This is a genomic window from Thermanaerovibrio acidaminovorans DSM 6589 (assembly GCF_000024905.1).
In the GTDB taxonomy this organism is placed as follows: Bacteria; Synergistota; Synergistia; order Synergistales; family Synergistaceae; genus Thermanaerovibrio; species Thermanaerovibrio acidaminovorans.
This window is the reverse complement of sequence record NC_013522.1, coordinates 70,885-96,097: the sequence shown is the minus strand read 5'-3', so window position 1 is coordinate 96,097 and position 25,213 is coordinate 70,885. Positions and strand designations below refer to the sequence as shown.

Below are 25,213 nucleotides of genomic sequence, written 5' to 3'. Positions count from 1 at the left end.
CCCTGGACACCACCGGGGGGTGACGTCCCTCCCCCGGTGGGCGTAAAATGGCGTAGACGCTATGATGCGCCATTCCGGTGAAGGGGAGGTGTCGACTTGGAGGCCAAGGCAAGGGTCATCCAGGAGTACGTGCCGGGCAAGCAGGTAACGCTGGCCCACATGATATGCAACCCCAGGGAGGAGCTCTGCTCCCTGGTGGGGGTGGAGCGGGCGGGGGCCATCGGGATAATGACCATAACCCCTGGCGAGGGGGCTATAATAGCCGCCGACGTGGCCTCCAAGGCGGGGAATGTTAACATGGAATTCATCGACCGGTTCACCGGCTGCATCCTCTTCACCGGCGACGTGGCGGCGGTGGAGAGCTCCCTCCAGATGGCGGTCCAGGTCCTCTCCTCCAGCCTGGGCTTCACCCCCGCCCCAATCACAAGGACATGAGCCGACGCAGGCTGATGGTCGTGGGCCCCATAGGGGCCGGGAAGACCGCCCTGCTCAGGGCCCTGGGGCTTACATCCTGCTCATCCAAGACCGAGGCGATATCCTTCTGCGGGGACGCGGTGGACACCCCGGGGGAGTTCTTCGAGATCCCCCGGTTCTACCACACCCTGATCACCAACTCCGCCAGGGCATCCACGGTGCTACTGGTGGCGGACCCCAAGAGGCCCGTCCGCTTCCCCTCCATGTTCGTGAAGGCCATGAGGGGCTCCGTCATAGGAGTGGTGACCAAGGCGGACCTGGCATCGGAGCAGGAGCTGGATCGGGCCGCCAGGGCCCTCCAGGGGGCGGGGGTGAGGGAGATCTACCGGGTCTCCTCCGTCTCCGGCCAGGGGATCCAGGACCTGGCCAGGAGGCTCGGCCTGGAGGGACAGACCCCCTAGAGCATGGCGGAGACCAGATCCCGGTGGGGGGATGCTATCACCGCGGTGCTGACGATGCCCCCCTCCTCCCCGAGCTTCCTCTCGCAGGCCCGGATGGAGGCCTCCACGCTTCCCAGGTCACCGGTCACCACCACGAACCCCTTGCCCCCCAGACCCCGGGCGATCCTTATCTCCAGAAGGCTAACCGACGCGGCCTTGGCGGCCACGTCCCCCGCCGAGACCGCCGCTACAGCGGATATGGTCTCCACCAGCCCCAGGGCCTCCACGTCCCCGTACTCCCCCGTGGCGGTCAATGCGGGGATCACCGACGGGTGGACGTTGGGGAGCACGTGGGAGTCCACGGTGAAGATGCCTCCCACCTGCACCGCCTTACCCACCGCAGTCCTCACCGCATCCACCTCTCCAGCCACTATAGTCACGTACTTGCCGGGACATATGGGGGACGAGAAGAGGAGCCTGACCTCCGACGCCTTCAGCATGGCGTCCGCCGCCTCAACCCCCTTGGGCACCGTCTTGTACTCCACAAGGCCTATGGCTCCCTTCAAGCTTCAACCCCCCCAAGATCATCTGACACCCGGAGGACCAGCAGATCCTCCCCCACGGACTCCACCAGCCCCCCCAAGGGGGCGTGAAGGTTAGCCGACACGTTCCCCCCCAGCCGGGCCAGGAGCTCCCCTCTTGCGACCCTCTTCCCGGGGGCCACCACCGGGACCGAGGGGGCTCCTATGTGCTGCTTCAGCTTCAACACAAGCCGCCGGGGCTGAACCTCCACCTCCCCCATGGGGGCGTGCACCCCACCGTACCGGGAGAGCCCAAGCCTGCCAAGCAGCTTAGGCGTCGGGAAACCCCGGAAGGACCTGAAGGGGTTGACCTCCTTAGGGGCCTCTCGGTGGGGGTTCCTTATCCCCATCCTGCCCATCCGGGACTTGAGCTCCCGGTTCAACTTCCAGGGCTGCAGCCCCATGACGCATGCCACCTCGCACATGCCGCACTCGCAGCACAGGAAGGCCTCGGTGGCCGCCGCATCCCCCTCACAGGTGTCGTTGTAGGCCGCAAGGCGCATCAGCTTGTCGGGCCTCAGCCGATGTCCCAGCAGGTAACGGGGACAAAGGTCGGTGCAGAGCATGCAGTGACAGCAGGCGGTCTTGGCCAGGCTCATCATGGACCTCATGTCCCTCTCCTTGGCCACCACCAGGGGATGGTCCGGCGGGAGCACTATGAGCCCCTTGGTGGTCTTGGTAACCGGCTCGTCCATGCGCCGGACCACCCTCCCCATCATGGGGCCCCCGTCGATCACCACGAAATCCTTAAGGGGACTGCCCCCCACCGCCGCTACCACCTCACCGAACGAGACCCCGAGGGGGACCCTCACTGTGGCGGGTCTATGCACCTCCCCGCAGACGGTGAGGTACTTCTCCGTCACCGGGATGCCCCGCATGGCCCCCCAGATATTGAGGAGGGTCTCCACGTTGAGCACCACAACCCCCACCTCCAGGGGGATCCCCCCCTCGGGCACTATCCGACCCGTGGCCTCGTAGACAAGCACCTGCTCGTCCCCGGCGGGGTAGACGTTGGGCAACACGTGCAAACGGAGGGATGGGAACCCACCGATCTCGCCCCCCAGGGCCTCCAAGGCCTCCCGGTACTTGTCTTTGATGCCTATGATCCCCTCCCGGGCCCCCAGGGACCGGACCACCGCGTCCAGCGCCTCCAACACCCTGGAGGGGTACAGGGCCATCAGCTGCTGATCCACCTCAAGAAGGGGCTCGCACTCCGCCCCGTTCACCAGGACCGACTCACACCCGCCGCCAAGCTTCACATGGGTGGGGAACCCGGCCCCACCGGCCCCGACCACCCCCGCGTCCCTCACGGCGCTCACCAGATCCTCCATCTAACCCCCCCTCAGGCCCCGAAGACCAGGGTCTTTATCACCACCGGCAACACCCGCCCCCGGGCCAGGGGACGGCCTATGTCCACGTAGTCCCCGTTCTCAACCCTCACGCCGTCCACGCTGACCACCCTCACGTCCTGGGGCAGCCGGCTCGAAAGGGCGTAGCCCAGCGCCTTCCCCATGTCCCGCTCCACCACCAGGACCAAGAGCCCTGACCTGACCGGGTAGTCCCCCAGCCCCTCCAGGATCTCCTCCGCCAGACGCTGGACCTCCTCAAAGGATGGGTTGCTCAACCCCTTGAGCGCCAGGGCCACCCTCATCTGCTCCCCCGCAGAGTCCATGAACCAGCCCAGCCTCTCCCTCAACGCCTGGGGCAGGCAGTGGGCCTCCTCCGCCTCGGACACCCTGAGGATCGGCAGGTTCCTCAGGGGAAAGACCCCATCGTGGCTGAACCCTATGGTGCTGCCGCTCAGCTCCATGGAGTGGCTCCCGGCCCCCACCACCGTGGCCCTTATGGTCTCCTCCGGGGGGACCACCTTACCCAGGGCGAACATCCGGGTGCCCATCATGGCCCGGGCCAGAAGGACCCCCAGGTCCCCGTACCGATAGGGATCGTCCCACACCCCCTGGTGGATGCAGTCCCCCACCCCACCGGATATGGTTATCCGGTCCAGCTCCCTGCGGGGGTCCTTCAGGTCGTGGGACGTCAGCATCCGATCCAGCAGGGATGTCCTGGGGACCAGCCCCAGGAGCTCATCGCACAGGGAAGCCATCCGTCCGCAGATGGACTCCGCCACCTTAGGCTCCAGCCGATCCCCCGCCCGGATCCGGAGCCCCAGGTGATCCAGCACCGGGGATATCAGGTCCGACACATGCTCCACCGTGCCATCCTGGGAGAGGCGGACGAGCCGTCCCCCCACGTTGAGGCACGAGGTATCCACCACGTGCCCCTCCCGGAAGACCGCCACGTTGGTGGTCCCGCCACCCACGTCCAGGTTGGCCACCGTGGAGCCCTCCCGCCTGGAGAGGGCCTCCGCCCCCGACCCCTTGCCGGCCAGGATGGCCTCCAGGTCTGAACCGGCGGTGGCCACCACGAAGTCCCCCGCCATGCCCTCCACGCTCTCCAGGACCGCCTGGGCGTTCTCCTTCCGGGCGGTGTCACCGGTTATTATCACCGCCCCAGCGTTCACCTCCCGGGGATCCACCCCCGCCAGCCGGTACTCCTCCTCCACCAGGCGCCTCACCGCCCGGGCGTCTATCTCCGTGGGGGACAGAAGGGGGGTGAAGTGGATCCGGCTCCGGTAGATCACCCGCTTCTCCACCACCGACACGCTGGGTGCGGAGGACATGGCGGCCCGGTCGTCCAGCACCAGCTGGCTGAAGATAAGCTGGGTTGTGGTGGTGCCTATGTCTATGCCAACGCTGGTGAGCACCTCCCCCATGTCACACCCCCCTGAAAAATCAGTACTCCTTATCGTACCCCTTGGGAAGGTTCCGGTACATCATCACGTAGAAGGCACTGCTGAGCCGGTTGAGTGCCCTTATCACGTCCGGCCGGCTCGGTCCCTCCTCCCGGTTGAAGGCCTTGAAGGCCGCCAGCTCCGCCTCCCGGGCTAAGGCCCTGAGCAGGTTCAGCTCCGCGCATATGGACCCCATGGAGTAGTGGGCCCTTATGTGCCCAATTCCAAAGTGCTTCCGGGGGTTGTGGGACATGCGCCTTATCTGATCCCACTCCATCCCCATGAGGGGGATCTCCTCCACCGGCGAGCCCATCACCTCCGCGCTCACCAGCCCCCTCACCAGGCCAAGGAAGTCCTCCAGCTCCTCCGCCAGGTCCTCCCGGCCCACCTCCGCTGCCCGGGCCTGCAGGGCCACTATCCGGGCCTGCAGGGTGTCCAGCTTGCCCCGGAATGCGATCACCGGATGCCCCTTGGGGACCAGCCGGTTCCCCTTTAGGTGGGTCATGTGCTCCGGCTTCTCCCGGAAGGCCCCCCCGTCGGGGCCAACAAAGGGGGCAGGAAGGGCAGCCCGGAGGACCTCCCGGGGCCCCTCTTCCTCCCCGGCGGGGAGGTCCACCTTGGGGCTCTCCACCACCAGCTGGATCCGCCTATCCGACAGGTACTGCCGGGCCGACGGGGTAACTATGGTGTCCCGGTCCACCACGTACCGGTCCACCTCCTTACCCCCTATCTGGGCCCTCAGGTCCTGCTCGGTCACCAGCTTCATGGGATCACCCCCGTCACTGGGATGCCCAGTCGGCGGGATAGGTCACGTAGAGGAACCGGACGAAGTCCGGGGTGCTGAAGTGGATGGTGGAGTTGGCGGGGATGAAGATCACGTCCCCCTTGTGCCCCACCACCCGCCGGCCGTCCACCACTATCTCCAGGGTCCCGTCTATCACGTAGTCCACCTCGTCGTACCGGAGGGTCCACTTGAAGGTGCTCCTCTCCATCTCCATCACCCCGCACCCCAGCCGGGGGCTCTCCTCCAGGGAGAGGATGTCCTTGAGGTAGACCCGGTCCGAGGGCTTGCCGGTGTCGAACCTCTCGGGCCGGACCTCCCCGGCCCTGACCGCCAGCACCCCGCTGGGGTCCCGGACCTTGGGTACCGACGACCCCTCCACCCCCTGGTCCTTCAGTATGTCCAGAAGTACCTCCCTGATCATTCCCTTAAGCTCTTCCCGGTTCAAAGGACACACCCCCTCCGCGGGCTTCCCCTCCAGGCTCCAGGGCCTGGGGATGAAGCTCCTGTAGATCCAGCCCCCCCAAGGGGAGCCGGCGGGGACCCTCAGGCCCCCGCCCAAAGGGCTCGAATCCCACCTACTTGGCCTGGCCATTGGCCGGGGTGAACTTGCAGGCCAGGATCACCGCAGTGATCCCCCCAACCAACTTGCCCACTATCATGGCCAGGATCAGCCCCCGCTCCACCCCGGCGGTGAAGCCCAGGTGATCGCCAAAGACGAAGGCGGCGCTGACCGCGAAGGCCACGTTTATCACCTTGCCCCGCTCGTCCATGTCCTTCATCATGGTGAACATGGGGATGTTGTTGGCCAAGGTGGCCACCATACCCGCGGCGGACACGTCGTTCATCCCCAGCCTCTTGCCGAAGGCCATGAGGGGCTTATTGAAGACCTTGGTTATGAAGGACACCATGGGGAAAGCGCCCGCCAGGACTATGGCGATGGCCCCCATGACCGCATAGGACTCCGTAAGGGGGGTCAGCGCCATTGGGGACCCCTCGGGGAAGAACCGGAAGGGGGAGAGGGCCTCGATTATGCCCATGGCCAGCCCTATGGTGATCACCGACACAACCCCCTTGCCGAAGAGGATGAACCCCCGGATCATGGTCTCGGGGATCATCTTGAGCCCCAGCACTATCAGGACGGAGAAGACCACCACCGGCACCAGGTTGATGAGCATCACCATGAAGGGGAACTCCCCATTGAGCATCAGTAGCCCCCCGGCGAAGCACCCCAGGGGGATGGTGATCATCCCTATGAGGATCCCCTTGGCCAGGGCGGGATGGTCCTTCTTCTCTATGATCCCCAGCGCCACCGGGATGGAGAAGACTATGGTGGGCCCCATCATGGATCCCAGGATTATCCCCGCGAACTTGCCAACCGTGGGGTTTATGGCCATCTTCATGGCCAAGGGGTAACCACCCATGTCACAGGCCAGAAGGGTGGTGGCGAACATGGAGGGATCCGCCCCCACCATGGTGTAGAGGGGGACTATGACCGGCTTGAGTAGCTCCGCCAGCAGGGGGGCTATGGTTATGACTCCACCCATGGCCAGCATCAGGGAGCCCATGGCCATGAAGCCCTCCTCGAACTTCTCACCGAAGCCCCAGCGGTTGCCGAAGAACGCCCTGTCCACCGCCCCTATCACCATGAACCCGGTCATAACGTAAAGGATCACGTCGTTTATACCCATACGGACCTCACCTCCGATCGATCCAATAGGCCCCGGCACCCGCTAGCCCAGCAGGGACTCGTCCACCTCCACCGAGTCGATGATCCCCACTATCACCGCGTCCACCGGCACCGTCCCGTCCCTGAAGAGGACCCGGGCGGAGCTGCCCTGGGACACCAGCACGTGGTCCCCTATGCCGGCCCCCGCCGCATCCACCGCCACGAAGCTCTGGCTCGCCTCCCCCTTGCAGGGAAGGACCACGAAGAACTTGAGCCCGTTGAGGCTATCGTCCTTCTTGGTGGCCCACACGTTGCCTATCACCTTGGCTATGATCAAACCCCGTCCCCCCTACGCAACTCCACTCCCCTGGTCCTCAAAAGGTCACCGCACAGGGGGGTAACTATGGCCCGGGGATCCACCAGGATGCACCGGACCCCCTCGGTCAGCCGATCCTTCAAATCCCGCTCGGAGACCACCCGGATCCCCCGGAGGTCCAGCACATCACCGGATCCCTGGGGGGAACGGGCCTCCATCGGCTCCGCCGGAGCCACCCTACACTCCCCCGGAGTCGCCACCTCCTCGGGACCGCCCACCACCCGTACACCGAAGGACATGAGCCGGTCCAGGCAGGCCCGGTAGTGGTTCGCAAGGGGAGATCCGGGGCGAAGGCCCCCCATCCAGCCCAGCGCCTCCCGGGTCACCATCACCGGCACCCCCGAGACCAGCCCGTCCAGGATCAGGGACGTCACCGGGTCCTGGGGCACCCCTAGGGAGGCCATCACCAGTTGCCCCATGGACAGCCGGGGCACCAGCACCGCCAAGAACCCTCCGGGAGATACGCAATCCGAGCATGGCACCAGGGACAGGGACCTACGGTAGCCATCCGGCAGGTCCGAAACCTCCCCGGCCACCAGCACGTCCCCCCCAGAGGAGGAGAGCTCCGGGCCCAGCCGCCGCATGAGCTCCTTGACCACCAGGTCCACCAGCTGGGACCGATCCATTCACCTCACCCCTTCCAATCCAAACGGACGGGACAGCCCAGGGCTATGCCCAGGGGGGTCACCAGGAACGGATGGGGGGGTATGGAGGCCTGGATCCCTACCTCCGCCCCAAGGACCCGGTCTATCCCCCCGAAGGCGCAGGTGCCCCCCACCAGATACAGCCTCTCCATTGGAAGCCCCTGAATGGAGCGCCGGACGATGGCCCCCATCTTCTGGAAGACCGGCTTCACCACCCCCAGCAACTCCCCCTGCATGGCGGGGTCCCGCTTCAGGGCCTCCGCCTCCTCCAGGGGGATCCCCCTATTTCCCGCTATGACCAGCGACACGTGGACCCCCCCGGTGGGCTCGTCGTGGACCCGGACCACCCGTCCGTCCCGGAATGCGGCTATCCCGGTGGTGCCGCCCCCTATGTCCACCACCGCCCCGTCGCTTACCCCCAGGACGTGGTTGGCCGCGGTGGGCTCGTCCATCACCGCCAACACCTCCAGCCCGGAGCCCTCCACCACGTACCGGTGGGCGGCCCCGTCCCGCTCGGAGGTGCCGGGGGGCAGGGCTATGGCGGAGGCCACAAGCTCCTCCCCTATGCGCCCCTCCAGCCGACCCTTGAGGCGCCTAACTATGGCGGAGGCACCGGCGAAGTCCACCACCAGGCCGTCCCGGACCACCGAGGCCTCCTCCATCTCGAAGGCCACCGGCCGCCCCCACCGGTCCACCACGGTGAGCACCACCGATGCGGTGCCCAGGTCCACCCCCACTCGAAGGGGGCCCTCCCAGTCCCGCCGGGTCTCATCCCCGGTCCGGAACGCCTCCTCCAGGAGGGCCTCCGGGGACATGACCCCCAATGGACCCGTCATGGCACCAACCTCCCCCTCACGCCCATGCGATAGCCGCAGGCGTTGGCTTCGTCGTAGTCGATGTGCATGGCCAGCTGGAACTTGGGGGACACCCGGACCAGCACCTGCTCGAAGATCACCGGTCTGTCCCCCTCCACCCGGACGCTGACCGTCTGCCCGTCCCGCACCTGCAGCAGGGCCGCGTCCAGGGGGTCCATGTGGATATGCCTCAGGGCGGCGATGAGGCCCTCCTCCAGCTGCACCTCCCCCCGGGGGCCCACCAGCAGGACCCCCGGGGTGCCCTCCACCTGTCCCGACTCCCGGACCGGCACCTGGATCCCCAGGGCCGCCCCATCGGTCAGGGACACCTCCACCTGGGTCCTTCCCCTCTCGGGCCCCAGGACCGCCACGTTACGGATCTCCCCCTTGGGCCCCACCAGGGTGACCCGCTCCTCACACAGGAACTGGCCCGGCTGGGATAGGGGCCGTGCGGGGGAGAGCACGTGACCCTCCCCGAAGAGGGCCGCCACGTGGGGACCCGAGAGGTGCACGTGACGCCCCGAGGCCTCCACCGGGAACGTGAACCGCTCCCTCAGGACCTCCAGCACCCGGTCCGCCAGCTCCCCCGTATCACGGGACCCCATGGGTCTCACCTACCCGCCGCTCAGGCCCCCTCCGAGGGGGATAGCTTGGGGAGGATGAACTCCACCTCCGAGTGGGGCCTGGGGATCACGTGGACCGATATGAGCTCCCCCACCTTGCTGGCCGCTGCGGCCCCCGCGTCGGTGGCGGCCTTCACCGCCCCCACGTCGCCCCGCACCATCACGGTAACCAGCCCACCGCCCACCAGGACCTTGCCTATCAGCGTCACGTTGGCGGCCTTGACCATGGCGTCCGCCGCCTCGATGGCCCCCACTAAACCCTTGGTCTCGATCATTCCCAGAGCCTGCATGTTGTTGTTCATGTCCCCTACCTCCTCGTCGCAGTGGTCTACCTACAGGACGGCCCCGCCGCCCCGGCTAGGCCTGAAGCCGCCTCAAGATCTCCTCGGTTATCCGGTCCACCAGCCGGTCCAGGTCCCTTCCCCCGGGCTCCCGGGGTCCTGGGGCCGACAGGTCCTCGATCTCCCGGACCCCCCAGGCCACCCGCCTCACGTTGATCAGGTGGAGGGGTCCCACGTTGTCCGACGTGGCATTGTGTCCCGCCGCCCCGCAACCCAGCGTCATGGAGGGGAGCAGGTTAGTGGTGGCACCCACGGCCCCCAGGGCGGACCCGGCGTTCACTATCACCCGGGACACGGGCTTCTTGAGCCCGAACTGACGGATCACCTCCATGTCGTTGGAGTGGATGGCCAGGGTGTGCCCCGCCCCCTCGAAGTCCAGGAGGCGGATGCACAGCTCGCAACAGGCCTCCCAGCCGTCCTCGGCGTAGAAGGCCAGCACGGGACAGAGCTTCTCCTGGGAGAAGGGGTACTCCTTACCCACCCCGCCACCCTCGGCCAGCAGGAGCCTGGTGCCCTCCGGGATGGATATGCCCGCCATCTCCGCTATGTGCCTGGGGCTTCGGCCCACCGTGCGGGGGTTCATGAGCCCCGAGGGTAGGAAGATGGTCCTGGCCACCCTCTCCGCGTCCTCCGGGGGCAGGAAGTAGCCCCCTTGTCTTACGAACTCCTCCCGGACCTGGGCCTCCACCTTGCGGTCCACCACCACCGACTGCTCGGAGGCGCAGATGGTGCTGTAGTCAAAGGTCTTGCTGGCCACGATCCTGGACACCGCCTGGGGCACGTGGGCGGTCCTATCGATGAAGGCGGGGGTGTTGCCGGGCCCCACCCCTATGGCGGGGGTTCCGGAGCTGTAGGCGGCCTTCACCATGGCGGAGCCGCCGGTGGCCAGGATCAGGGACACCTGATCGGACCTCATCAGCTCCTGGGTCCCCTCGGGGGACAGGACCGACATGCAACCGAAGATCCCCTTGGGCCCCCCCGCCTCCTCCACCGCCCGGGAGAGGATCCTCACGGTCTCCATGATGCACCCCTTGGCGCTGGGATGCGGGGAGAACACGATCCCGTTGGCGGACTTGAGGGCTATCATGGCCTTGAATATGGTGGTAGACGTGGGGTTCGTGGAGGGTATGAGGGCCGCTATGACCCCCACCGGGACTGCCACCTCGATGACCCGCCGTTTCGGGTCCTCCCCTATGATCCCCACGGTCCTCATGTCCTTTATGGCCTCGTAGACCCCCAGGGCGGCGAACCGGTTCTTGAGGGCCTTGTCCTCCGGCTTCCCGTAGCCGGTCTCCTCGTGGGCCATCCTGCCCAGCCGGTCCGCCTCCTCCATGGCAGCGTTGGCCAGGGCCCGGACCAGGCGGTCTATCTGCTCCTGGTCCATCCGGGCCAGCTCCCGCTGGGCCGCCCTGGCGGCGGATATGAGGTCCCTGGCCTCCTGTCGGGACAGAAGGTCCCGGTCTCTCACCTGCACTGGCGCTCACCTCCCCCCGGGCCCCGGTAGAGGGCCCTTATCTGTCTTATCAGCTCCCCCTTGGAGGCGAACTTTATCCGCCCCCGGTCCATCTGAACCGGCAGGGACCTGGCCAGACGCCTCAGCTGGGCCACCGTCATGGACTCCAGGTCCGGCACATCCCCCCCGGTGCCCGCCGGGGACTCCTTCGGCTCCTCATCGGGGGGGACACAGGCCTTCCCCTCCGGCTCCCCCTGGTGGCCCAGCATCTGGTGCACCTCCGGTGCGGGCCTGGCTATCACGTGGGACGTCACCGGTATCCCCAGGCGTCCCAGGGAGGCCACCGCCACATCCACCGCCGCCCGGACGGAACCCACGTCCCCGGAGAGCAGGACGGTGACGATCCCCCCCTTGACCTTCACCAGGTCCACCAGGGCGACCGACGCCCCCTTCAGGGCCGAGTCCGCCGCCTCCACCGCCCCCAGCATGCCCCTCACCTCCAGAATGCCCAGGGCCCTGCCCGTCGAGCGCCCCTCCACCTCTGCCCGCCTCCCTCAGGGGGCTAGAAGAGCAGGGGGTTCTCGGCCACGAAGATCACCGCCTGGGCGAAGGCGTCACAGGCGGCCTTACAGGCCGACTGGGATCCGGTGAGGAGGCCTCCGCCGAAATTGGTCTCCGACGGGGGGCCGTAGAAGGCAGCCAGCCGCACATCCGCCGCCTTGAGTGCCGCGTCAAGGGCGTACATGGCCTCCAGCGGGGGGGCGATCAGGTACGCCAGGGCCTCCCCCTCCTTTATGCCCGCCACCTTGGACAGGTAGCTACCGGTCCTGGATATGCAGTGGGCGTAGTAGGGTATTGTGTCATCGTCGTTAGCGGATACAAACCATGCCTCGTTCTCTATCACGTCCGCTATGGCGTTGAGGCCGCTTCTCACCTCCGCGGGGTTCGGGCCCGCTATGATGCCTATGATCTCCCCCGCCAGCTTGGTGTTGGCGTTGGCGGCCCCACCGTAGAAGGACTTGGCGTAGACCACCTCCACGTCCGCCTTCTTGGTGGCCTCGTCCAGCGCCGTGTAGGTCACGTCGTCGCTGTCGGCGGTCACCATCCCCAGGCTCCTCTGATCGGGCCTCAGGCCCAGGGCCTTGGCCATGTCGGGGTTCACGTTGGGGATTATCTTCACGCTCAGAAGCCTAGCCTTCAAAGGATCTCCCTTCATTTGCCTTCCCCCCTTAATTACAAAGCGGCTAAAGCTTTAGGTCTATTCCGCTGGCCCGCTTCTCCAGCATGAGCTTTATGATCTCCGCCACGTATCCCCCCGCCTCCACCGCAGGGGTGCCGCCGGAGTGGATGTTGGAGACCACGGTGCGCTTCGCCTCCGGCATCCCCACGGTGCCCTTGTAGGTGATGTAGGCGGACATGCTCTCCGCGGTAACCAGCCCGGGGCGTTCGCCGATGAGGACGCAGACCACCTCCGCCCCGGTCACCTGGGAGATCACGTCCATGGCGGGCACCCGGCCGTACTTTACGAAGAAGGGCTTGGGCAACTTTATGCCCTGTCGGTCCAGCGCCTGGGCCATGGCCTTGAAGGTGTCTATGGCGTTGGTCTCCACCGCGGTGGTGCTGAGCCCGTCGGAGATGTAGACCAGCACCTTGGGGGGCGATCCCACCAGGCGCTTTATGGTCTCCGTAGCCTCGGGGGAGAACCGGCGGCCAAGGTCCGGTCGGGTGAGGAACTGGTCCTTGTCGGCGCACTCGGTCTTGACCACCTGGAGGTCGTTCTTGGCGAGAAACTCATCGGAGACCTCGCTGAAGACCGCATCTTGGGCGGCGGCGTGATCCGCCCTGAACCGGAGGAGGGTCTCGGTCTTGTACCGGGGCCCCGCCCGCCATACCCCTATCCTGGCGGGGGTCTTGGCCTTCATAGCCATGAGCGCCGCCGGGTCCTTGGGGGATGGGACCAGGCACTGGGTCCTTATGTCCACCTGGGTGAGGTCTGGTAGCTCCCCCTCCTGGCCCGACGGGGCCTCCTGGGCCCCCTGAGGCGGGGTTGACGGCTGGGTCGGGCTGGGCTCTGCCCCCCGGGACATCTCGTTCAATATCTCCATCACCAGCTGCTTGAGATCCTGTTCCTTGACCATCGATCACCCCTCCTGTCAGCAGAAGATGGAGGCGTCCCCGGCTCGCTGGGTCAGCACCCCGTTCTCCAGAATCCCCCACTTCTCAAGCCAGCGCTCGAACTCCCCTATGGGCCGTACCTTGAGGAGCTGCCTCAACGCGGCGGTGTCGTGGTAGCCGGTGCACTGGTAGTTGAGCATCACGTCGTCCCCGTGGGGTATCCCCATGAAGTAGTTGCACCCCGCGGCGGTGAGTAGCACCGCCAGGTTCTCGATGTCGTTCTGGTCCGCCTTCATGTGGTTGGTGTAGCAGGCGTCGCACCCCATGGGTATCCCGGTCAGCTTCCCCATGAAGTGGTCCTCCAGCCCCGCCCGGATCACCTGTCTGCTGTCGTAGAGGTACTCGGGGCCGATGAACCCAACCACGGTGTTCACCAGGAAGGGCTTGAAGCGCTTGGCGAAGCCGTAGCACCGGGCCTCCATGGTGACCTGGTCCGCGTCGAAGTGGGCGTCGGAGGAGAGCTCGGACCCCTGGCCAGTCTCGAAATACATGAAGTTGGGGCCCGTTGAGGTGCCCTGCCGGGCCGCCAGCTCCATGGCCTCCGCCAGCATGGTGCCCGATATGCCGAAGGCCTCGTTGCCCTTCTGGGATCCGGCGATGCTCTGGAAGAAAAGGTCCGTGGGGGCCCCCTGGCGGACCGCCTCCATCTGGGTGGTCACGTGGGCCAGGACGCATATCTGGGTGGGGATCTGATAGCGCTCCTTGAGCTCCTGGAAGCTGTGGAGGATCTTCTTGACGTTCTCCACCGTGTCGTCCACCGGGTTAAGGCCTATGACCGCGTCCCCCACCCCGTAGGATAGCCCCTCCAGGATGGAGGCCCTTATGCCCTCCACGTCGTCGGTGGGGTGGTTGGGCTGGAGGCGGGAGGCAAGGGTCCCCGGAAGGCCTATGGTGGTGTTACAGTGGGCGCTGATCCGGATCTTGCTGGCCCCGTAGATGAGGTCCATGTTGCTCATCAGCTTGGCCACCCCGGCCACCACCTCGCTGGTGAGTCCCCGGCTGACCCGCTTTATGTCCTCCCCGGTGACCTGGTCGGACAGGATCCACTCCCTTAGCTCCCCGATGGTCCAGCCCGCCACCTCCTGGTAGATCCTCTCGTTCACGTCGTCCTGGATTATCCGGGTGACCTCGTCCTCCTCGTAGGGGACCACCGGGTTGTTCCTCAGGTCCGCCACGGTGAGGTTGGCCAAAACGTGCTTGGCCGCCACCCGTTCCTCCATGGACTGGGCCGCTATGCCCGCCAGCCTGTCCCCGGACTTCTCCTCGTTCGCCTTGGCCAGGACCTCCTTGACGCTCTTGAACTGGTATACCCGGCCGAAGAGCCTCGTCTTTAGCCTCACCTCTCCATCACCTCCGCTTTGGGTGTAGTGAGAGGGCCCCGGTGGGGAGCCTAAAAGAACCGCCGGGGCCCGGCGCGCCACATCAGGGGCAACGCCCCAAGCGCGCTGGTCCCCGGCGTCCGCGGGCACCCAGCTACCACCGCCGCGATAGGTCTCCTGGCTTACCATCATCCCCCGCCGCGCCTTCCCGGGACAACCCAGTGGCTCCAATGCGGCTTGGTCCGGATCACAGTGGCGGCCCCGCGCCGAAATCCCATCGGCTTCCCTTGCATCGCGGCTGGTCAGAGATTGACAACGGGCAAAGGCCAAACAGAAACCCCTATAGAGGGATAGAAACCTTGTTAGCTAGTATAATCCAGACTCGTCAGAAAAGTCAACAGTGCTCAATATTACGCTATGGTTTCTAATCCCTAATACTACCATGCCACTGGTACAAAAATAAAATTAATATAGAAACCCGAACCCACCCCCGATTGACCTTTCTCTTAAATTAAGCTAATATCATTTGGCATTCGTCCCGCTAGAGATCAGAGACCCGCGGGCCCCATGGGGCCGTGCGGGCTTTTTTAGTATCTGGGGGGACAAATCAAGGGAGAGGGGAGTGAGAGGTTTGAAGATCATAGGACATCGGGGCGCCGCGGGACTGGCACCGGAAAACACCCTGGAGGCCATAAGGCGCGGCCTGGAGCTGAACGTCCACGGCATCGAGATCGACGTGCAGCTCACCAAGGACCGACAAGTGGTGGTGATCCACGACTTCACCGTGGACAGGACCTCCGACGGATCCGGAGAGGTGGACCGGCTGACCCTGGAGGAGCTACGCCGGCTGGACTTCGGCGCCAAGTTCCACCCCTCCTTCAAGGGGGAACGGATACCAACCCTCATGGAGGTGCTCCAGACGGTGCCCACCGACAGGCTCCTCAACGTGGAGCTCAAACAGATCGCCTACCGCCGCCGGGGCCTGGAGGAGGAGGTGGCCAAGGTGATCCGCCACTTCGGACAACACCACCACATCATCGTGTCCTCCTTCGATCACCGGGGCCTCAAGACCATCAAGGAACTGCTACCGGAGATACGGATAGGCCTCCTCACCTACCACTACCCGGTCAACCCAAGATCCTACCTGGAGGGGCTGGGCTTCCCGGTCTACAGCCTGCACCCCGCCTTCGAGCTGGTGGACCGGGAGGACGTGAAGACCTACCTGGATATGGGACTGGAGGTGCTCTCCTACACGGTTAACGACCCCCAAACCGCCCGGGAGCTGGAATCCATGGGTGTCAGCGGCATCTTCTCCGACAGACCGGACCTTTTCGTTTGATCATCTCATACCTCAGGAGGTAAGCCCATGAACCGAAACGTCAAGAAGTGGATAACCCTCTTCTGTCTGGCATTCTCCGGCGGCATAATCTACCAGCTCCCGTACCTGCGGGAACAGTTCTACATTCCCCTCCAGAATGCGCTCCAGATAAACAACACCCAGATAGGCAACCTGATGACCGTCTACGGGATCGCCAACCTGTTCCTATACTTGCCGGGGGGCATCCTGGCGGACCGGCTCCCCTACAAGAAGCTGGTCCCCTTCTCCCTCATAGCCACCGGCCTCACGGGGCTCTACTACTCCACCTTCCCGGGCTACCACATGGCGCTGGCCATCCACGTCATCTGGGCCTTCACCACCGTCTTCACCTTCTGGCCCACCATGCTCAAGAGCGTCAAGATGCTGGGCGACAGCTCCGAGCAGGGGCGCCTCTTCGGCTTCTTGGACTTCGGTCGGGGCCTCTCCGCCACCCTAAGCGCCTTCGGGGCCCTATTCGTCTTCAAGGCCTTCGGTGCCACCCTGCTGGGCCTCAAGGGGGCCATCATCTTCTACTCGGCCACCATGATCGCCCTGGGAGTGGTGGTCTACTTCCTCCTGGAGGAGAAGAAGGGAGAGGTGGCGGAGGGAGCCAAGTCCCTGTTCGACGGCATCGGCGACGTGCTCAGGATGCCCGCCATCTGGCTGGCGGCCATGATAATCTTCGCCGGCTACAGCATCGGCGCGGGGCTAACCTACATCACCCCCTACCTCACCGACGTCTTCAAGATGTCGGTCTCCATGGGGGCCTTCATCGCCATCATAAGGACCTACGGGCTACGCCTGGGGGGCGGACCCGTGGGGGGCATCCTGGCGGACCGGATCGGATCCGCCACCCGGCTGATCCGGATGGGCTTCGTGGCCATCGCTGCCCTGGTGGGCTGCCTCTACCTCATCCCCGGCTCCCCCAAGCTGCTGGCCCTGATGCTGGCCACCACCCTCTCCGCATCCTTCTGCGTCTTCGCCGTCAAGGGGGTCTACTTCGCCCCGGTGGACGAGATAAGGATCCCCAACCACCTGGCCGGCGCCGCCTACGGGGCCATAAGCCTGGTGGGGTACCTGCCGGACACCTTCATCTACAGCTACTTCGGAAACCTGCTGGACCGCTACCCGGGCATCCAGGGATACCGGCTCATATTCCTCTCCCTCATCGCCCTGGCGGCCATAGGCTTCGTCTCCGCCCACCTGCTCCTCAAGCACATCCGCAGAGAGGCCCCCTCATCAAACACCATACCATTGGAGACGGAATGAACGAATCAAGAAGGGGGGCACAAGCCCCCCTTCCTTCGCAACCAGGAACAGCCCTAGAGCAGCCCCGCGTCCTTCAACCGATTAATATGATACTGAATATACAGAGGCCCGAAGAGGAAGGTCATCAAACCCGACTTCGCCACCGAGTCCGCCGCCAATGGGCTCCTCTCCCTCTCCCTCACCCAAGACCTCAGGTTCTCCCGGAACCGGAAGGAAACCACTATCATGATCACCCCGCCAACCAGGGACATCAGGCCATCGAGGACACCCGTTGCCAAGTCAGCGCTTCTACCAAGAACTGCAAACACCAGCGACAGGATCGCCATCCCAAGGGGAGCTATTCCAAGGAGGTCGTCCACTCGCCGAGGCCCCATGGCGTTGAATGCGCCGCGCCTCGAGTAGATCCAATAAGCGGGATATAACCCCAGTGTTACCCAGGTCAAAAGGATCGCAACCAGAAGGTGAACCCTATCTAACCTCACATCACCCTCGTACATCCACGTCAACCCCCCCTCCGCAGGCCCGAACCACCCTCACCTCCCCCAGGTCCCACCGGGAGGCGATGAACTCCCGGCAAGCCTCGGCGGAGACGGGATCCTTGAATATCACCCCGCTGGCGGTGCCCGAGTGGGCCACCGCTATACCTATTCCCTTCCTCTCCCTGCAGGCGGAGAGCAACAGGGGCCACTCCTCCCGAGGCATTATGGCCTGCTGGATTATGGACGACATGGTGGCCGCCGCCGCCACCTTCCTGGAGTTCCCCTCCAGGAGACCCCGCTTGAACACCTGGTAGGCCTTGGCGTGCCGCTGTGCCCTGTCCCTCACCGCCTTGAGCAGCCCTCGGTCCCGCCGGTAAGCCTCGGTGTCCAATGTCCGGTAGGGCAGAAGCGCCGCCAGCCACATCTCCGGCGGCTCCGGCAAGCGCTCGATGAGCCTGCCGTTTATGTGGTCCACCAGCGCCAGGCCGCGGAACATGGTGCCGTCCGAGGGCTCCACCGAACAGCACATCCTGAAAAGCTCCTCCTCCGACACCTCCCGGCCCCCAAGGGCCCCGCAGGAGGCTATGACCCCCCCCACGTCCATGGTGGAGGTCCCAAGTCCCAGGGCGGGACGAAGGGGGTTCTCCACCTCCACCGAGGCGTCATCCACCCCGAAGGCCTCCCGGGCCAGCATCAGCGCCCGGTGGGCCTTGGGCGCCAGGCGACTCCTGCCTCCCCCGCGAAAGGCCCTTACGCTGCCCCGCCACTCCACCGTGAGGCTCACCAGCGCCTCCCCGTCCGGCAGGATCCACCCCTGTATCCACTCCCCCACTGTCCCCCTGAGGGACGCCACCGCCATCAAAGCTCGAACACCCCCATGACTGGCCCGTGATCCGACGGGCGCTCCATCGCCCGGTAATCCCTCAGCACCGCCGAGTCCACCGAACGGTCCGCCAGGCCCCGGGTGGCCAGGATGTGATCTATCCTCCAGCCTATGTTCCGCTCCAGGGCACCCTTCACCCGGTAGTCCCAGAAGGAGAACTCCCCCTCCCCGGGTCGGTGCCGGCGGAACACGTCCACCAGCCCCGCCCCCAGGAGCCCCTCGAAGGCCTCCCTCACGTCCCGGTGAAAACACACGTGATCCGCCTTGTTCTTCGGGTTGGTCACGTCCGCCTCGGTGGGAGCCACGTTCAGATCCCCCACCAGCAACACCTCCCCGTCCCCCTCGAGCTCCCGCACCAGCTCCGCCAGTCGGGACAGGAACCTCAGCTTGTAGGCGTAGTCCGGATGGTCTATCTCCTTCCCCTGGGGCACGTAGCAGTTAACCAGCCACATCCCGTCAAGCCTAACCCCAAGTAACCTGTAGGGATCCATCTCCTCCCCGGAGGGGAAGCCCGCGAAGGAGTCCTGCTCCTCCCCCCGGATCGCCGCCGCCACCCCGTTGTAGGCCTTCATGCCCCTCACGAGGACCCGGTAGCCCCTGGCCTCGAAGATCTCCCGTGGGAACTCCCGGTCCACCGTCTTGGTCTCCTGAAGGCAAAGCACATCAGGCCCTTCCCGGTCCAGAAGGGCCTCCACTATGGGGACCCGGGCCTTTATCGAGTTGACATTGAAGGTTACCACCTTGAAAATTGACAATCATATCCCCCCGCAGAGAACGCCTTGAACCTATTCTATTGTAATCGGGGGATAAAGGGGAGGGGAGGAAGTGCAGAACAAGTGCTCCGGCGCCAGGCGGGTGGCGGTCATAGCCCTCATCCTCGCCTCCCTGATCACCGTTGGGGTCCTGGAGATGCGGATGGACATGGGCCTCTCCTGGGTGGACTCCTTCTTCTACACGGTAACCACCCTGGCCACCGTGGGGTTCGAGGCGCCGCCAAACCTGACGGACCGGGGCAAGGTCATCCTGGTGCTGCTGATAATAGTGGGCTTCGGCGTCATGGCCTACGCCATAGGGGAGATAACCCGCTACTTCGTGGAGGACCGGATCCTCACCATGCTCGGGAGGAGGCGCGACAGGATGCTGAACACCATAAGGGATCACTGGATCATCTGCGGCCTCGGCCGGGTCGGGACCCAGATCGCCGAGACCTTCGCCTCCGAGGGGGTCCCCTTCGTGGCCATCGAGCGGGGGGAGCAGGCCATGGTGTCGGGGGTGGAGAGGGGGTGGCTGGTGGTCAACCGGAACGCCACCGAGGAGCGGGCACTGGAGGAGGCGGGCATCACCCGGGCCCGGGGGCTCATCGCCACCCTGAGCAGCGACCCGGACAACGTCTACGTGGTCCTCTGCGCCCGGGCCCTCAACATGAACCTTAAGATAATCGCCCGGGCCAACGACCCCCAGTCATCCAACGCCCTCTACCGGGCGGGGGCCAACAGGGTGATCAACCCCCTGGTGGCGGGGGCCTTCACCATGGCCAACGTGGCGCTGCGCCCCAAAGCGGCGGAGGCCATGCAGGACCTGCTCTCCACCACCCGGAAGCTGAACCTGGAGTTCGACAAGGTGACCATATCGGACGACAGCCTGGTGGCGGGGCTCTCCCTGGCCCAGGCAAACATGCGGCGCAACTTCAACATGCTGGCCCTGGCGGTGGACCGGAAGGGCAAGGTGGTCTACAACCCCCCGGCGGACTTCGTTCTCCAGGGGGGTGACGAGCTCCTCTTCCTCTGCCAGGTGGACCACGTGGAGGACCTGCGGCGCCTCCTCACCGGCAACATCTAGCCCACGTACAGGACCCCCCGGGCGGACACCCGCACGGGCCCCCTTAGCCGGTACCTGGCCCCCAGGTCCTCCAGCCCCACCTCAACCAGGTTGTAGCCCCCCGGGCTCTCAACCCTCACCGGGGACCCCATACCCCTCATGACCGCTGAGGCGGCCACCGCACAGGCCCCGGTCCCGCAGGAGAGGGTCAGGTCCTCCACCCCCCTCTCATAGGTGATGCACGTGAGCCCCCCCTCCGAGGGGCTCACGAAGTTTACGTTGGTCCCCCGGGGGAACCGGGGATCGTGCCTATATCGGGCCCCCAGGGACCGGAAACCGTCCTCCCTCAGATCCCATCGGTCCGCCCATAGCACCAGGTGGGGAACCCCCACGTGGAGGTACCACATCTCCGCCTCCACCTCCCCAACCCGCTCCGACACCCGGAACAGGGCCCCCTCGCCGAAGGGGTTGAACCCCATGTGGAGCGACACGGTGGAGTCCCGGTGCACATGGGCCCTCACGGGACCCACGTTGGTGAGGAACTCCATCTCCGGGTCCTCCAGCCCCAACCATCTCAGCATCATGGCGAAGCACCGGGCACCGTTGCCGCACATGTCCGCCTCGGACCCGTCGGCGTTGAAGATCCTCATCCTGTAGGCCCCCCGGTCCCACCCCATAACCAGGAGCCCATCGGCCCCCACGGAGGTCCTCCGGCCGCAGGCCCTCACCGCCAGCTCCGGCAGGTCAAACCTAGAGCTGAGCCGCCCATCCAGATCGTCCACGAACAGGAAGTCGTTGCCGTTGCCGTCCACCTTAAAGAACTCCACCCAATGGGACAACCCCATCACCCCCCGGACACCCGGAACCCCCTCCGGGACAGCATCTCCCTCAGCCTCTCCCGGTGGTCCCCCTGGATCAGGATCTCCCCCTCCTCCACCCGGGCACCGCACCCCAGGGACCGCTTCAAGTCCCGGCACAGCTCCTGGACCTGGTCCTCCGACAGGCCCCGGAGGGACACGCAGGTCCCCACGTGACCCTTTAGCCCCTTGCGCCGGAGGGACAACACCGCCCCCTTGGGCCCCTGGGCAGGAACCTCCGCCGAGGGGCGGCCCTCCGGGGGGTCCCCCGACGGGGTTGGCAGGGAGACCCCCGCCCTGGCCAGGGCCTCCCCCAGGGAGTTCAAGTTCCCCTGGCTCTCCGCCAGGGGCAGCCTACGCTTGGCCACCGAACACCATCTCCTCTATCTTCCCCACATCCAGCCTCTCCTCCAGGAAGTCCGCCAGCCGGTCGTACCGCCGGTCCCTCATGGCCCGGCCGCTCATGGCCTCCCCCCGGAGGGACTCAAGCCCCCACAGGGACCTCACGTGGTTAAGCAGGGCCCGCCTAAACAGCGGATCGTCCGCCAGCCCGTGAAGGTAAGCCCCAAAGACCCGTCCGTCCATCCCAAAGGCCCCGTCGGGGATACCCCCATCCAAAATCAACGGCGCCATCCCATCCTCCAGAATGGTCCGCCCCGCGTGGATCTCGTAGCCCTCCACGAAGGCACCGGCTATCCGGTCCAGCCAGTGTCCCCCCATGACCCGGGCCCGGGCGGGGCCCAGGACCTTACTCCCCTCGAACACGGTCCTCACCGGCAGCAGCCCAAGCCCGGCCTCCTCACCCCCCCCTTCGACGCCAAGGGGGTCCGAGATGGACAAACCCAGCATCTGGTAGCCCCCGCAGATCCCCCACACCAGGGCTCCCCTTCCAAGCTCCTCTAATATGGCCCTGGGGAACCCCCTGGCCTTCAGCCAGCGCAGGTCTTCCAGGGTGGTCTTGGTTCCAGGTATCACCACCAGGTGGGCCCCCCGGATCTCCGACGGGTGCCCGGCGAAGGTGACCCGGCACCGGTCCTCCCCCAGGGCGTCAAAGTCGGTGAAGTTGGACATCCTGGGCAGGGCCACCACCGCCACCCGGACCTCCCCGGAGCCGAAGTCCCGGCGGTTCAGGCTGTCCTCCGCGGGGATCGACAGGTCCTCCCTGAGGGGCAGCACCCCCAGGACCGGCAGGCGGCTCATCTCCTTAAGGAAGATCACCCCCTGGTCGAAGAGGGAGGGATCTCCCCGGAAGCGGTTTACCACCAGCGCCCTAATCACAGATCGATCACACCGGGGGATCAGCTGCAGGGTGCCCAGCAGGGAGGCGAAGACCCCGCCCCGCTCTATGTCCGCCACAAGTATCCCAGGGGCCTGGGCAAACTTAGCCATCCTTACGTTCACCAGGTCCTGGGCGTAGAGGTTCATCTCCGCCGGGCTCCCGGCCCCCTCCATTATCACCAGATCCGACGAGGCCTTGAGCTCCCGGAGGGCCGAGGCGGCCTCAAAGAAGAGGTCCTTGGCCATGTGCCGGTGGTAGTCCCTGGCGGAGGCCTCCGCGTACACCCGGCCCCTGAGAATAACCTGGCTCACCGAGTCCCCCAGGGGCTTCAGCAGGATGGGGTTATGGATCGGGTCCGGCTCCACCATGGCGGCCTCCGCCTGGACCGCCTGGGCGGTGCCCAGCTCCCCCCGGGGGGTGGAGTAGGCGTTGAGGGCCATGTTCTGGGCCTTGAAGGGGTTCACCCTGAGGCCCCGCCGGGCGAACAGCCGGCACAGGCCGGTCACCAGGAAGCTCTTCCCCGCGTCGCTGGTGGCCCCCATCACCATCAGGGCCCTACCCTCCCGGCGGGCAGAGGCCCCCGGGATGGCCCTTGGCCCCCCCTCAAGGGGCCTCGAGGCCAGGCAACGGTCCAGGAAGCGCCGGAACGGCATGGGGCAACCCAGGGGATCCAGGTGGACGTAGGAGCCGAAGAGGTCACGCCCCCCGTAGCCGCACCTCCACCCCCTCCCGGAGGAGGCCTTGGAGACCTCCATCAGGGGCTCCTCCTCCCCGTAGGGCTCCGAGTAGTGGAACTCGTGTCCGAAGATCCGCTCCCCCCGGCGGCCAACCAGGCAGTCTGCGTCAAACCGGGCGGTCACGTACCCGAACCGGGATAGCCGGTTCCCCATGGCGAAGTCCAACTTCAGCAACCCCGCCATTGGGGCGGACCGGCCCAGGTGGTCCCGGATGGACCGTCCCAGGACCATGAGGCCCCCGCACTCGGCGTATATGGGTATCCCCCGACGATGGGCCTCCCGGAGGGACTCCATGAAGGGGGAGAGGGCCAGCCGGTCCATGTGCTCCTCCGGGTAGCCCCCAGGGAGGATCACCCCCCTCACCCCCTCCGGTATGGACTCCCTAAGGGGGCTGAACTCCACCAGATGGGCCCCCATCTCCTCCAGGGCCCACCGGCCGCTCCTGTAGGTGAAGGAAAAGGCCTCGTCCCGGGCCAGCGCCACCGGCACCTCCTCCCCCACGGGCAGGTCCGGAAGCCGCTGGGGGGGCAACGCCTCCCGGGCTATGCGGATCAGCCCATCCAGCAGTTCCCCAGGCACCGCGGAGGCCAGCCGGTCTATGGAGCCGGTCAGGTTGGGATCCTCGAAGGCCTGGACCAGCCCCAGGTGTCTGGAGGGTATGCCCCCCTCCACCCGGGGGATGCACCCCAGGACCGGTGGCAGGTGGAGGGACTCCATGGAGGCGGCGAGCAGCTCCCCCATGGGGCCCGAGACCCCGTTCAGGACGATGCCCGCCACCTCCGGGGCCCCTGGCAGGTTCACCAGCCCCCAGGCCTGGGCCGCCAGCGTGGGGGAGGCGGACCGGCAGTCCAGCAGGAGCACCACCGGCAGCCCCAGCTCCCCGGCGGTCCGGGCGGTGGAATGGAACCCCTGGGGGCCTAACCCGTCGTAGAGCCCCATGACCCCCTCCACCAGGCACAGGTCCGCCCCCTCCGAGGCGGTACGGTAGCTCCAGCGGACGAGGCCAGGGGTGAGGAACCCGTCCAGGTTCCAGCACTCCAGGCCCGATGCGGCGGAAAGGTACGAGGGATCGATGTAGTCGGGCCCCACCTTGAAGGTCTGCACCCGGAGCCCCCGGGCGGAGAGGGCCCTCGCCAGGGCGGCGCAGGCGGTGGTCTTCCCCGACGAGCTGCCGGGGGCGGCGATGATTAGCCCCCTGGCCATGGTGCTAGCCTATCATGGACTTGAGGAACGGGGGCAGCACGAAGGCGGCCCGGTGGATCTCGTGGGAGTAATACCGGGTCCCCTCCGGGGCGGGTCGGCGGACCTCCGCGGGGTCCAGCCCCTTGGTGCCTATGCCGTAGGTCCAGAAGCCGGTAGGGTAGGTGGGCATGAAGCCCACCGCCAGCTTCACCACCGGGAAGACCTTCCTGAGGTCCTGGATGGCGCCAGCAACCACGTGGGGGTCCGAGAAGGGGGACTCGGTCTGGCAGACGATGAACCCGTCCTCCTTGAGGGACCGGTGGACGTTGGCGTAGAAGGGGGCCTCGAAGAGCCCGGCGGCGAACTCCACCGGGTCGGTGCTGTCAACGATCACCACGTCGAAGGACTCCCGGTTGTCCTCGATGAACTTGAGGGCGTCCATGGGGAGCACCCGGGCCCTGGGATCGTCCATGGCGCAGCTCAGGGTGGGGAAGAAGTCCCGGGCGGCCCGGATAACCTCCTGGTCTATGTCCACCAGGAAGGCCTCCTTCACCGAGTCGTGGCGCAGCACCTCCCGGAGGGTGCCCCCGTCACCCCCCCCCACGATGAGCACCCGCTCCGGGTTAGGGTGGGAGCACAGCGCCAGGTGGGCCATCATCTCGTGATAGCAGAACTCGTCCCTCTCGGTAACCTGGATGGCCCCGTCCAGGACCATCACCTTGCCGTACTCGGGGGTGTCCACCACCAGCAGGTCCTGGTACTGGGTCTTGATGTTCCTGAGCACCTGGGTGATCCTGAGCCCCAGCTTCATGTTGTGGGTCTGCTCCTCGAAAAGCCACATCTCGTTAAGCCTCTTGGGCCTCACTTCCATAGATCATCCCTCCCGGGCAG

28 protein-coding genes and 1 riboswitch are annotated in these 25,213 nt (G+C 66.0%); of the genes, 5 read left to right on the top strand and 23 right to left on the bottom strand.

What is annotated here, in order from left to right; all coding sequences use genetic code 11:
- Positions 1-96 precede the first annotated feature (96 nt).
- Together TACI_RS00435 and TACI_RS00430 are read left to right on the top strand one after the other, a co-directional pair.
- Positions 97-435: a BMC domain-containing protein gene (locus tag TACI_RS00435; RefSeq protein WP_012868843.1), complete on the top strand. Its 339-nt coding sequence runs from the start codon at positions 97-99 to the stop codon at positions 433-435.
- Entirely contained in the window at positions 432-875 is a 444-nt protein-coding gene (locus TACI_RS00430; protein WP_012868842.1) for a EutP/PduV family microcompartment system protein, read from the top strand. Before TACI_RS00435 ends, TACI_RS00430 begins: the two co-directional genes overlap by 4 nt.
- Here TACI_RS00430 and TACI_RS00425 read toward each other — a convergent pair.
- The 16 genes from TACI_RS00425 to TACI_RS00350 are packed head-to-tail and all read right to left on the bottom strand — an operon-like array spanning position 872 to position 14,482.
- The gene (locus TACI_RS00425; protein WP_012868841.1) at positions 872-1,420 is read right to left on the bottom strand and encodes a BMC domain-containing protein; all 549 of its coding nucleotides are present in this window, start codon (positions 1,418-1,420) and stop codon (positions 872-874) included. The two genes, TACI_RS00430 and TACI_RS00425, sit on opposite strands and share 4 nt — an antisense overlap.
- Positions 1,417-2,766 (bottom strand): 4Fe-4S dicluster domain-containing protein, encoded by a 1,350-nt coding sequence (locus TACI_RS00420; RefSeq protein ID WP_012868840.1) that lies wholly within the window; start codon positions 2,764-2,766, stop codon positions 1,417-1,419. Before TACI_RS00420 ends, TACI_RS00425 begins: the two co-directional genes overlap by 4 nt.
- Positions 2,767-2,777: 11 nt before the next feature.
- Positions 2,778-4,208, bottom strand: coding sequence for an ethanolamine ammonia-lyase reactivating factor EutA (eutA, locus tag TACI_RS00415; protein ID WP_012868839.1), 1,431 nt, complete (start codon positions 4,206-4,208; stop codon positions 2,778-2,780).
- 19 nt (positions 4,209-4,227) lie between these two features.
- Positions 4,228-4,992, bottom strand: a complete 765-nt coding sequence (locus TACI_RS00410; protein WP_012868838.1) for a cobalamin adenosyltransferase — start codon at positions 4,990-4,992, stop codon at positions 4,228-4,230.
- Positions 4,993-5,005: 13 nt separating this feature from the next.
- Positions 5,006-5,602 (bottom strand): cupin domain-containing protein, encoded by a 597-nt coding sequence (locus TACI_RS00405; RefSeq protein WP_164925066.1) that lies wholly within the window; start codon positions 5,600-5,602, stop codon positions 5,006-5,008.
- Complete coding sequence (locus tag TACI_RS00400) at positions 5,586-6,698, bottom strand: ethanolamine utilization protein EutH (protein ID WP_012868836.1); 1,113 nt, start codon at positions 6,696-6,698, stop codon at positions 5,586-5,588. The genes TACI_RS00405 and TACI_RS00400 overlap by 17 nt, the downstream gene beginning before the upstream one ends.
- A 42-nt stretch (positions 6,699-6,740) precedes the next feature.
- Complete coding sequence (locus TACI_RS00395) at positions 6,741-7,013, bottom strand: EutN/CcmL family microcompartment protein (RefSeq protein ID WP_012868835.1); 273 nt, start codon at positions 7,011-7,013, stop codon at positions 6,741-6,743.
- Complete coding sequence (locus TACI_RS00390) at positions 7,010-7,678, bottom strand: hypothetical protein (protein ID WP_012868834.1); 669 nt, start codon at positions 7,676-7,678, stop codon at positions 7,010-7,012. Before TACI_RS00390 ends, TACI_RS00395 begins: the two co-directional genes overlap by 4 nt.
- A 5-nt stretch (positions 7,679-7,683) precedes the next feature.
- Positions 7,684-8,532 carry an ethanolamine utilization protein EutJ gene (gene eutJ, locus TACI_RS00385; protein WP_012868833.1) on the bottom strand — a complete coding sequence of 283 codons (849 nt, stop codon included), beginning with the start codon at positions 8,530-8,532 and terminating at the stop codon, positions 7,684-7,686.
- Entirely contained in the window at positions 8,529-9,155 is a 627-nt protein-coding gene (pduL, locus tag TACI_RS00380; protein ID WP_012868832.1) for a phosphate propanoyltransferase, read from the bottom strand. Before pduL ends, eutJ begins: the two co-directional genes overlap by 4 nt.
- A gap of 20 nt (positions 9,156-9,175) precedes the next feature.
- Entirely contained in the window at positions 9,176-9,475 is a 300-nt protein-coding gene (locus tag TACI_RS00375) for a BMC domain-containing protein (RefSeq protein WP_012868831.1), read from the bottom strand.
- Between the two features lie 55 nt (positions 9,476-9,530).
- A complete protein-coding gene (locus TACI_RS00370) occupies positions 9,531-10,988 on the bottom strand; it encodes an acetaldehyde dehydrogenase (acetylating) (protein ID WP_012868830.1) in 1,458 nt (485 codons plus the stop codon).
- The gene (locus TACI_RS00365; RefSeq protein ID WP_012868829.1) at positions 10,979-11,506 is read right to left on the bottom strand and encodes a BMC domain-containing protein; all 528 of its coding nucleotides are present in this window, start codon (positions 11,504-11,506) and stop codon (positions 10,979-10,981) included. Before TACI_RS00365 ends, TACI_RS00370 begins: the two co-directional genes overlap by 10 nt.
- Before the next feature lie 23 nt (positions 11,507-11,529).
- Complete coding sequence (gene eutL, locus TACI_RS00360) at positions 11,530-12,183, bottom strand: ethanolamine utilization microcompartment protein EutL (protein WP_012868828.1); 654 nt, start codon at positions 12,181-12,183, stop codon at positions 11,530-11,532.
- Positions 12,184-12,211: 28 nt separating this feature from the next.
- Entirely contained in the window at positions 12,212-13,105 is an 894-nt protein-coding gene (gene eutC / locus TACI_RS00355; RefSeq protein WP_012868827.1) for an ethanolamine ammonia-lyase subunit EutC, read from the bottom strand.
- Positions 13,106-13,120: 15 nt separating this feature from the next.
- Positions 13,121-14,482 carry an ethanolamine ammonia-lyase subunit EutB gene (locus TACI_RS00350; RefSeq protein WP_012868826.1) on the bottom strand — a complete coding sequence of 454 codons (1,362 nt, stop codon included), beginning with the start codon at positions 14,480-14,482 and terminating at the stop codon, positions 13,121-13,123.
- A gap of 129 nt (positions 14,483-14,611) precedes the next feature.
- Positions 14,612-14,773: riboswitch (cobalamin riboswitch) on the bottom strand.
- A 319-nt stretch (positions 14,774-15,092) separates the two neighbouring features.
- On the opposite strand from TACI_RS00350, the gene TACI_RS00345 reads away from it, so the two are divergent.
- Positions 15,093-15,800 (top strand): glycerophosphodiester phosphodiesterase, encoded by a 708-nt coding sequence (locus TACI_RS00345; protein ID WP_012868825.1) that lies wholly within the window; start codon positions 15,093-15,095, stop codon positions 15,798-15,800.
- A 27-nt stretch (positions 15,801-15,827) separates the two neighbouring features.
- Positions 15,828-17,087: an MFS transporter gene (locus TACI_RS00340; RefSeq protein WP_012868824.1), complete on the top strand. Its 1,260-nt coding sequence runs from the start codon at positions 15,828-15,830 to the stop codon at positions 17,085-17,087.
- Between the two features lie 53 nt (positions 17,088-17,140).
- On the opposite strand, the gene TACI_RS00335 is transcribed toward TACI_RS00340, so the two are convergent.
- Genes TACI_RS00335 through xth form a run of 3 tightly spaced genes read right to left on the bottom strand, consistent with a single transcriptional unit; the run spans position 17,141 to position 19,204 of the window.
- Positions 17,141-17,584, bottom strand: a complete 444-nt coding sequence (locus TACI_RS00335; protein WP_164925065.1) for a DUF4234 domain-containing protein — start codon at positions 17,582-17,584, stop codon at positions 17,141-17,143.
- On the bottom strand, positions 17,571-18,425 hold the full coding sequence (locus TACI_RS00330) for a GHMP family kinase ATP-binding protein (RefSeq protein ID WP_164925064.1): 855 nt from the start codon (positions 18,423-18,425) through the stop codon (positions 17,571-17,573). Before TACI_RS00330 ends, TACI_RS00335 begins: the two co-directional genes overlap by 14 nt.
- Positions 18,425-19,204 carry an exodeoxyribonuclease III gene (xth, locus tag TACI_RS00325; RefSeq protein ID WP_012868821.1) on the bottom strand — a complete coding sequence of 260 codons (780 nt, stop codon included), beginning with the start codon at positions 19,202-19,204 and terminating at the stop codon, positions 18,425-18,427. The genes TACI_RS00330 and xth overlap by 1 nt, the downstream gene beginning before the upstream one ends.
- Before the next feature lie 70 nt (positions 19,205-19,274).
- Here xth and TACI_RS00320 point away from each other — a divergent pair, with 70 nt between their 5' ends.
- Positions 19,275-20,288: a potassium channel family protein gene (locus TACI_RS00320; RefSeq protein ID WP_012868820.1), complete on the top strand. Its 1,014-nt coding sequence runs from the start codon at positions 19,275-19,277 to the stop codon at positions 20,286-20,288.
- Here the strand turns inward: TACI_RS00320 and dapF are convergent.
- The 4 genes from dapF to speE are packed head-to-tail and all read right to left on the bottom strand — an operon-like array spanning position 20,285 to position 25,193.
- Positions 20,285-21,112: a diaminopimelate epimerase gene (gene dapF, locus TACI_RS00315; protein WP_164925063.1), complete on the bottom strand. Its 828-nt coding sequence runs from the start codon at positions 21,110-21,112 to the stop codon at positions 20,285-20,287. The two genes, TACI_RS00320 and dapF, sit on opposite strands and share 4 nt — an antisense overlap.
- Positions 21,112-21,492: a translation initiation factor gene (locus tag TACI_RS00310; protein ID WP_012868818.1), complete on the bottom strand. Its 381-nt coding sequence runs from the start codon at positions 21,490-21,492 to the stop codon at positions 21,112-21,114. The genes dapF and TACI_RS00310 overlap by 1 nt, the downstream gene beginning before the upstream one ends.
- The gene (locus TACI_RS00305) at positions 21,479-24,343 is read right to left on the bottom strand and encodes a cobyric acid synthase (RefSeq protein WP_012868817.1); all 2,865 of its coding nucleotides are present in this window, start codon (positions 24,341-24,343) and stop codon (positions 21,479-21,481) included. The genes TACI_RS00310 and TACI_RS00305 overlap by 14 nt, the downstream gene beginning before the upstream one ends.
- A 4-nt stretch (positions 24,344-24,347) precedes the next feature.
- Positions 24,348-25,193 carry a polyamine aminopropyltransferase gene (speE, locus tag TACI_RS00300; RefSeq protein WP_012868816.1) on the bottom strand — a complete coding sequence of 282 codons (846 nt, stop codon included), beginning with the start codon at positions 25,191-25,193 and terminating at the stop codon, positions 24,348-24,350.
- Positions 25,194-25,213: the final 20 nt, after the last annotated feature.

Coding starts and splice junctions, on each gene's coding strand:
- TACI_RS00430 (WP_012868842.1), top strand. CDS start 432: ATGAGCCGACGCAGGCTGATGGTCGTGGGCCCCATAGGGGCCGGGAAG.
- TACI_RS00420 (WP_012868840.1), bottom strand. CDS start 2,766: ATGGAGGATCTGGTGAGCGCCGTGAGGGACGCGGGGGTGGTCGGGGCC.
- eutA (WP_012868839.1), bottom strand. CDS start 4,208: ATGGGGGAGGTGCTCACCAGCGTTGGCATAGACATAGGCACCACCACA.
- TACI_RS00410 (WP_012868838.1), bottom strand. CDS start 4,992: ATGAAGCTGGTGACCGAGCAGGACCTGAGGGCCCAGATAGGGGGTAAG.
- TACI_RS00405 (WP_164925066.1), bottom strand. CDS start 5,602: ATGGCCAGGCCAAGTAGGTGGGATTCGAGCCCTTTGGGCGGGGGCCTG.
- TACI_RS00400 (WP_012868836.1), bottom strand. CDS start 6,698: ATGGGTATAAACGACGTGATCCTTTACGTTATGACCGGGTTCATGGTG.
- TACI_RS00390 (WP_012868834.1), bottom strand. CDS start 7,678: ATGGATCGGTCCCAGCTGGTGGACCTGGTGGTCAAGGAGCTCATGCGG.
- eutJ (WP_012868833.1), bottom strand. CDS start 8,532: ATGACGGGTCCATTGGGGGTCATGTCCCCGGAGGCCCTCCTGGAGGAG.
- pduL (WP_012868832.1), bottom strand. CDS start 9,155: ATGGGGTCCCGTGATACGGGGGAGCTGGCGGACCGGGTGCTGGAGGTC.
- TACI_RS00375 (WP_012868831.1), bottom strand. CDS start 9,475: ATGAACAACAACATGCAGGCTCTGGGAATGATCGAGACCAAGGGTTTA.
- eutL (WP_012868828.1), bottom strand. CDS start 12,183: ATGAAGGGAGATCCTTTGAAGGCTAGGCTTCTGAGCGTGAAGATAATC.
- eutC (WP_012868827.1), bottom strand. CDS start 13,105: ATGGTCAAGGAACAGGATCTCAAGCAGCTGGTGATGGAGATATTGAAC.
- TACI_RS00340 (WP_012868824.1), top strand. CDS start 15,828: ATGAACCGAAACGTCAAGAAGTGGATAACCCTCTTCTGTCTGGCATTC.
- TACI_RS00335 (WP_164925065.1), bottom strand. CDS start 17,584: ATGTACGAGGGTGATGTGAGGTTAGATAGGGTTCACCTTCTGGTTGCG.
- TACI_RS00330 (WP_164925064.1), bottom strand. CDS start 18,425: ATGGCGGTGGCGTCCCTCAGGGGGACAGTGGGGGAGTGGATACAGGGG.
- dapF (WP_164925063.1), bottom strand. CDS start 21,112: ATGGGGTTGTCCCATTGGGTGGAGTTCTTTAAGGTGGACGGCAACGGC.
- TACI_RS00305 (WP_012868817.1), bottom strand. CDS start 24,343: ATGGCCAGGGGGCTAATCATCGCCGCCCCCGGCAGCTCGTCGGGGAAG.
- speE (WP_012868816.1), bottom strand. CDS start 25,193: ATGGAAGTGAGGCCCAAGAGGCTTAACGAGATGTGGCTTTTCGAGGAG.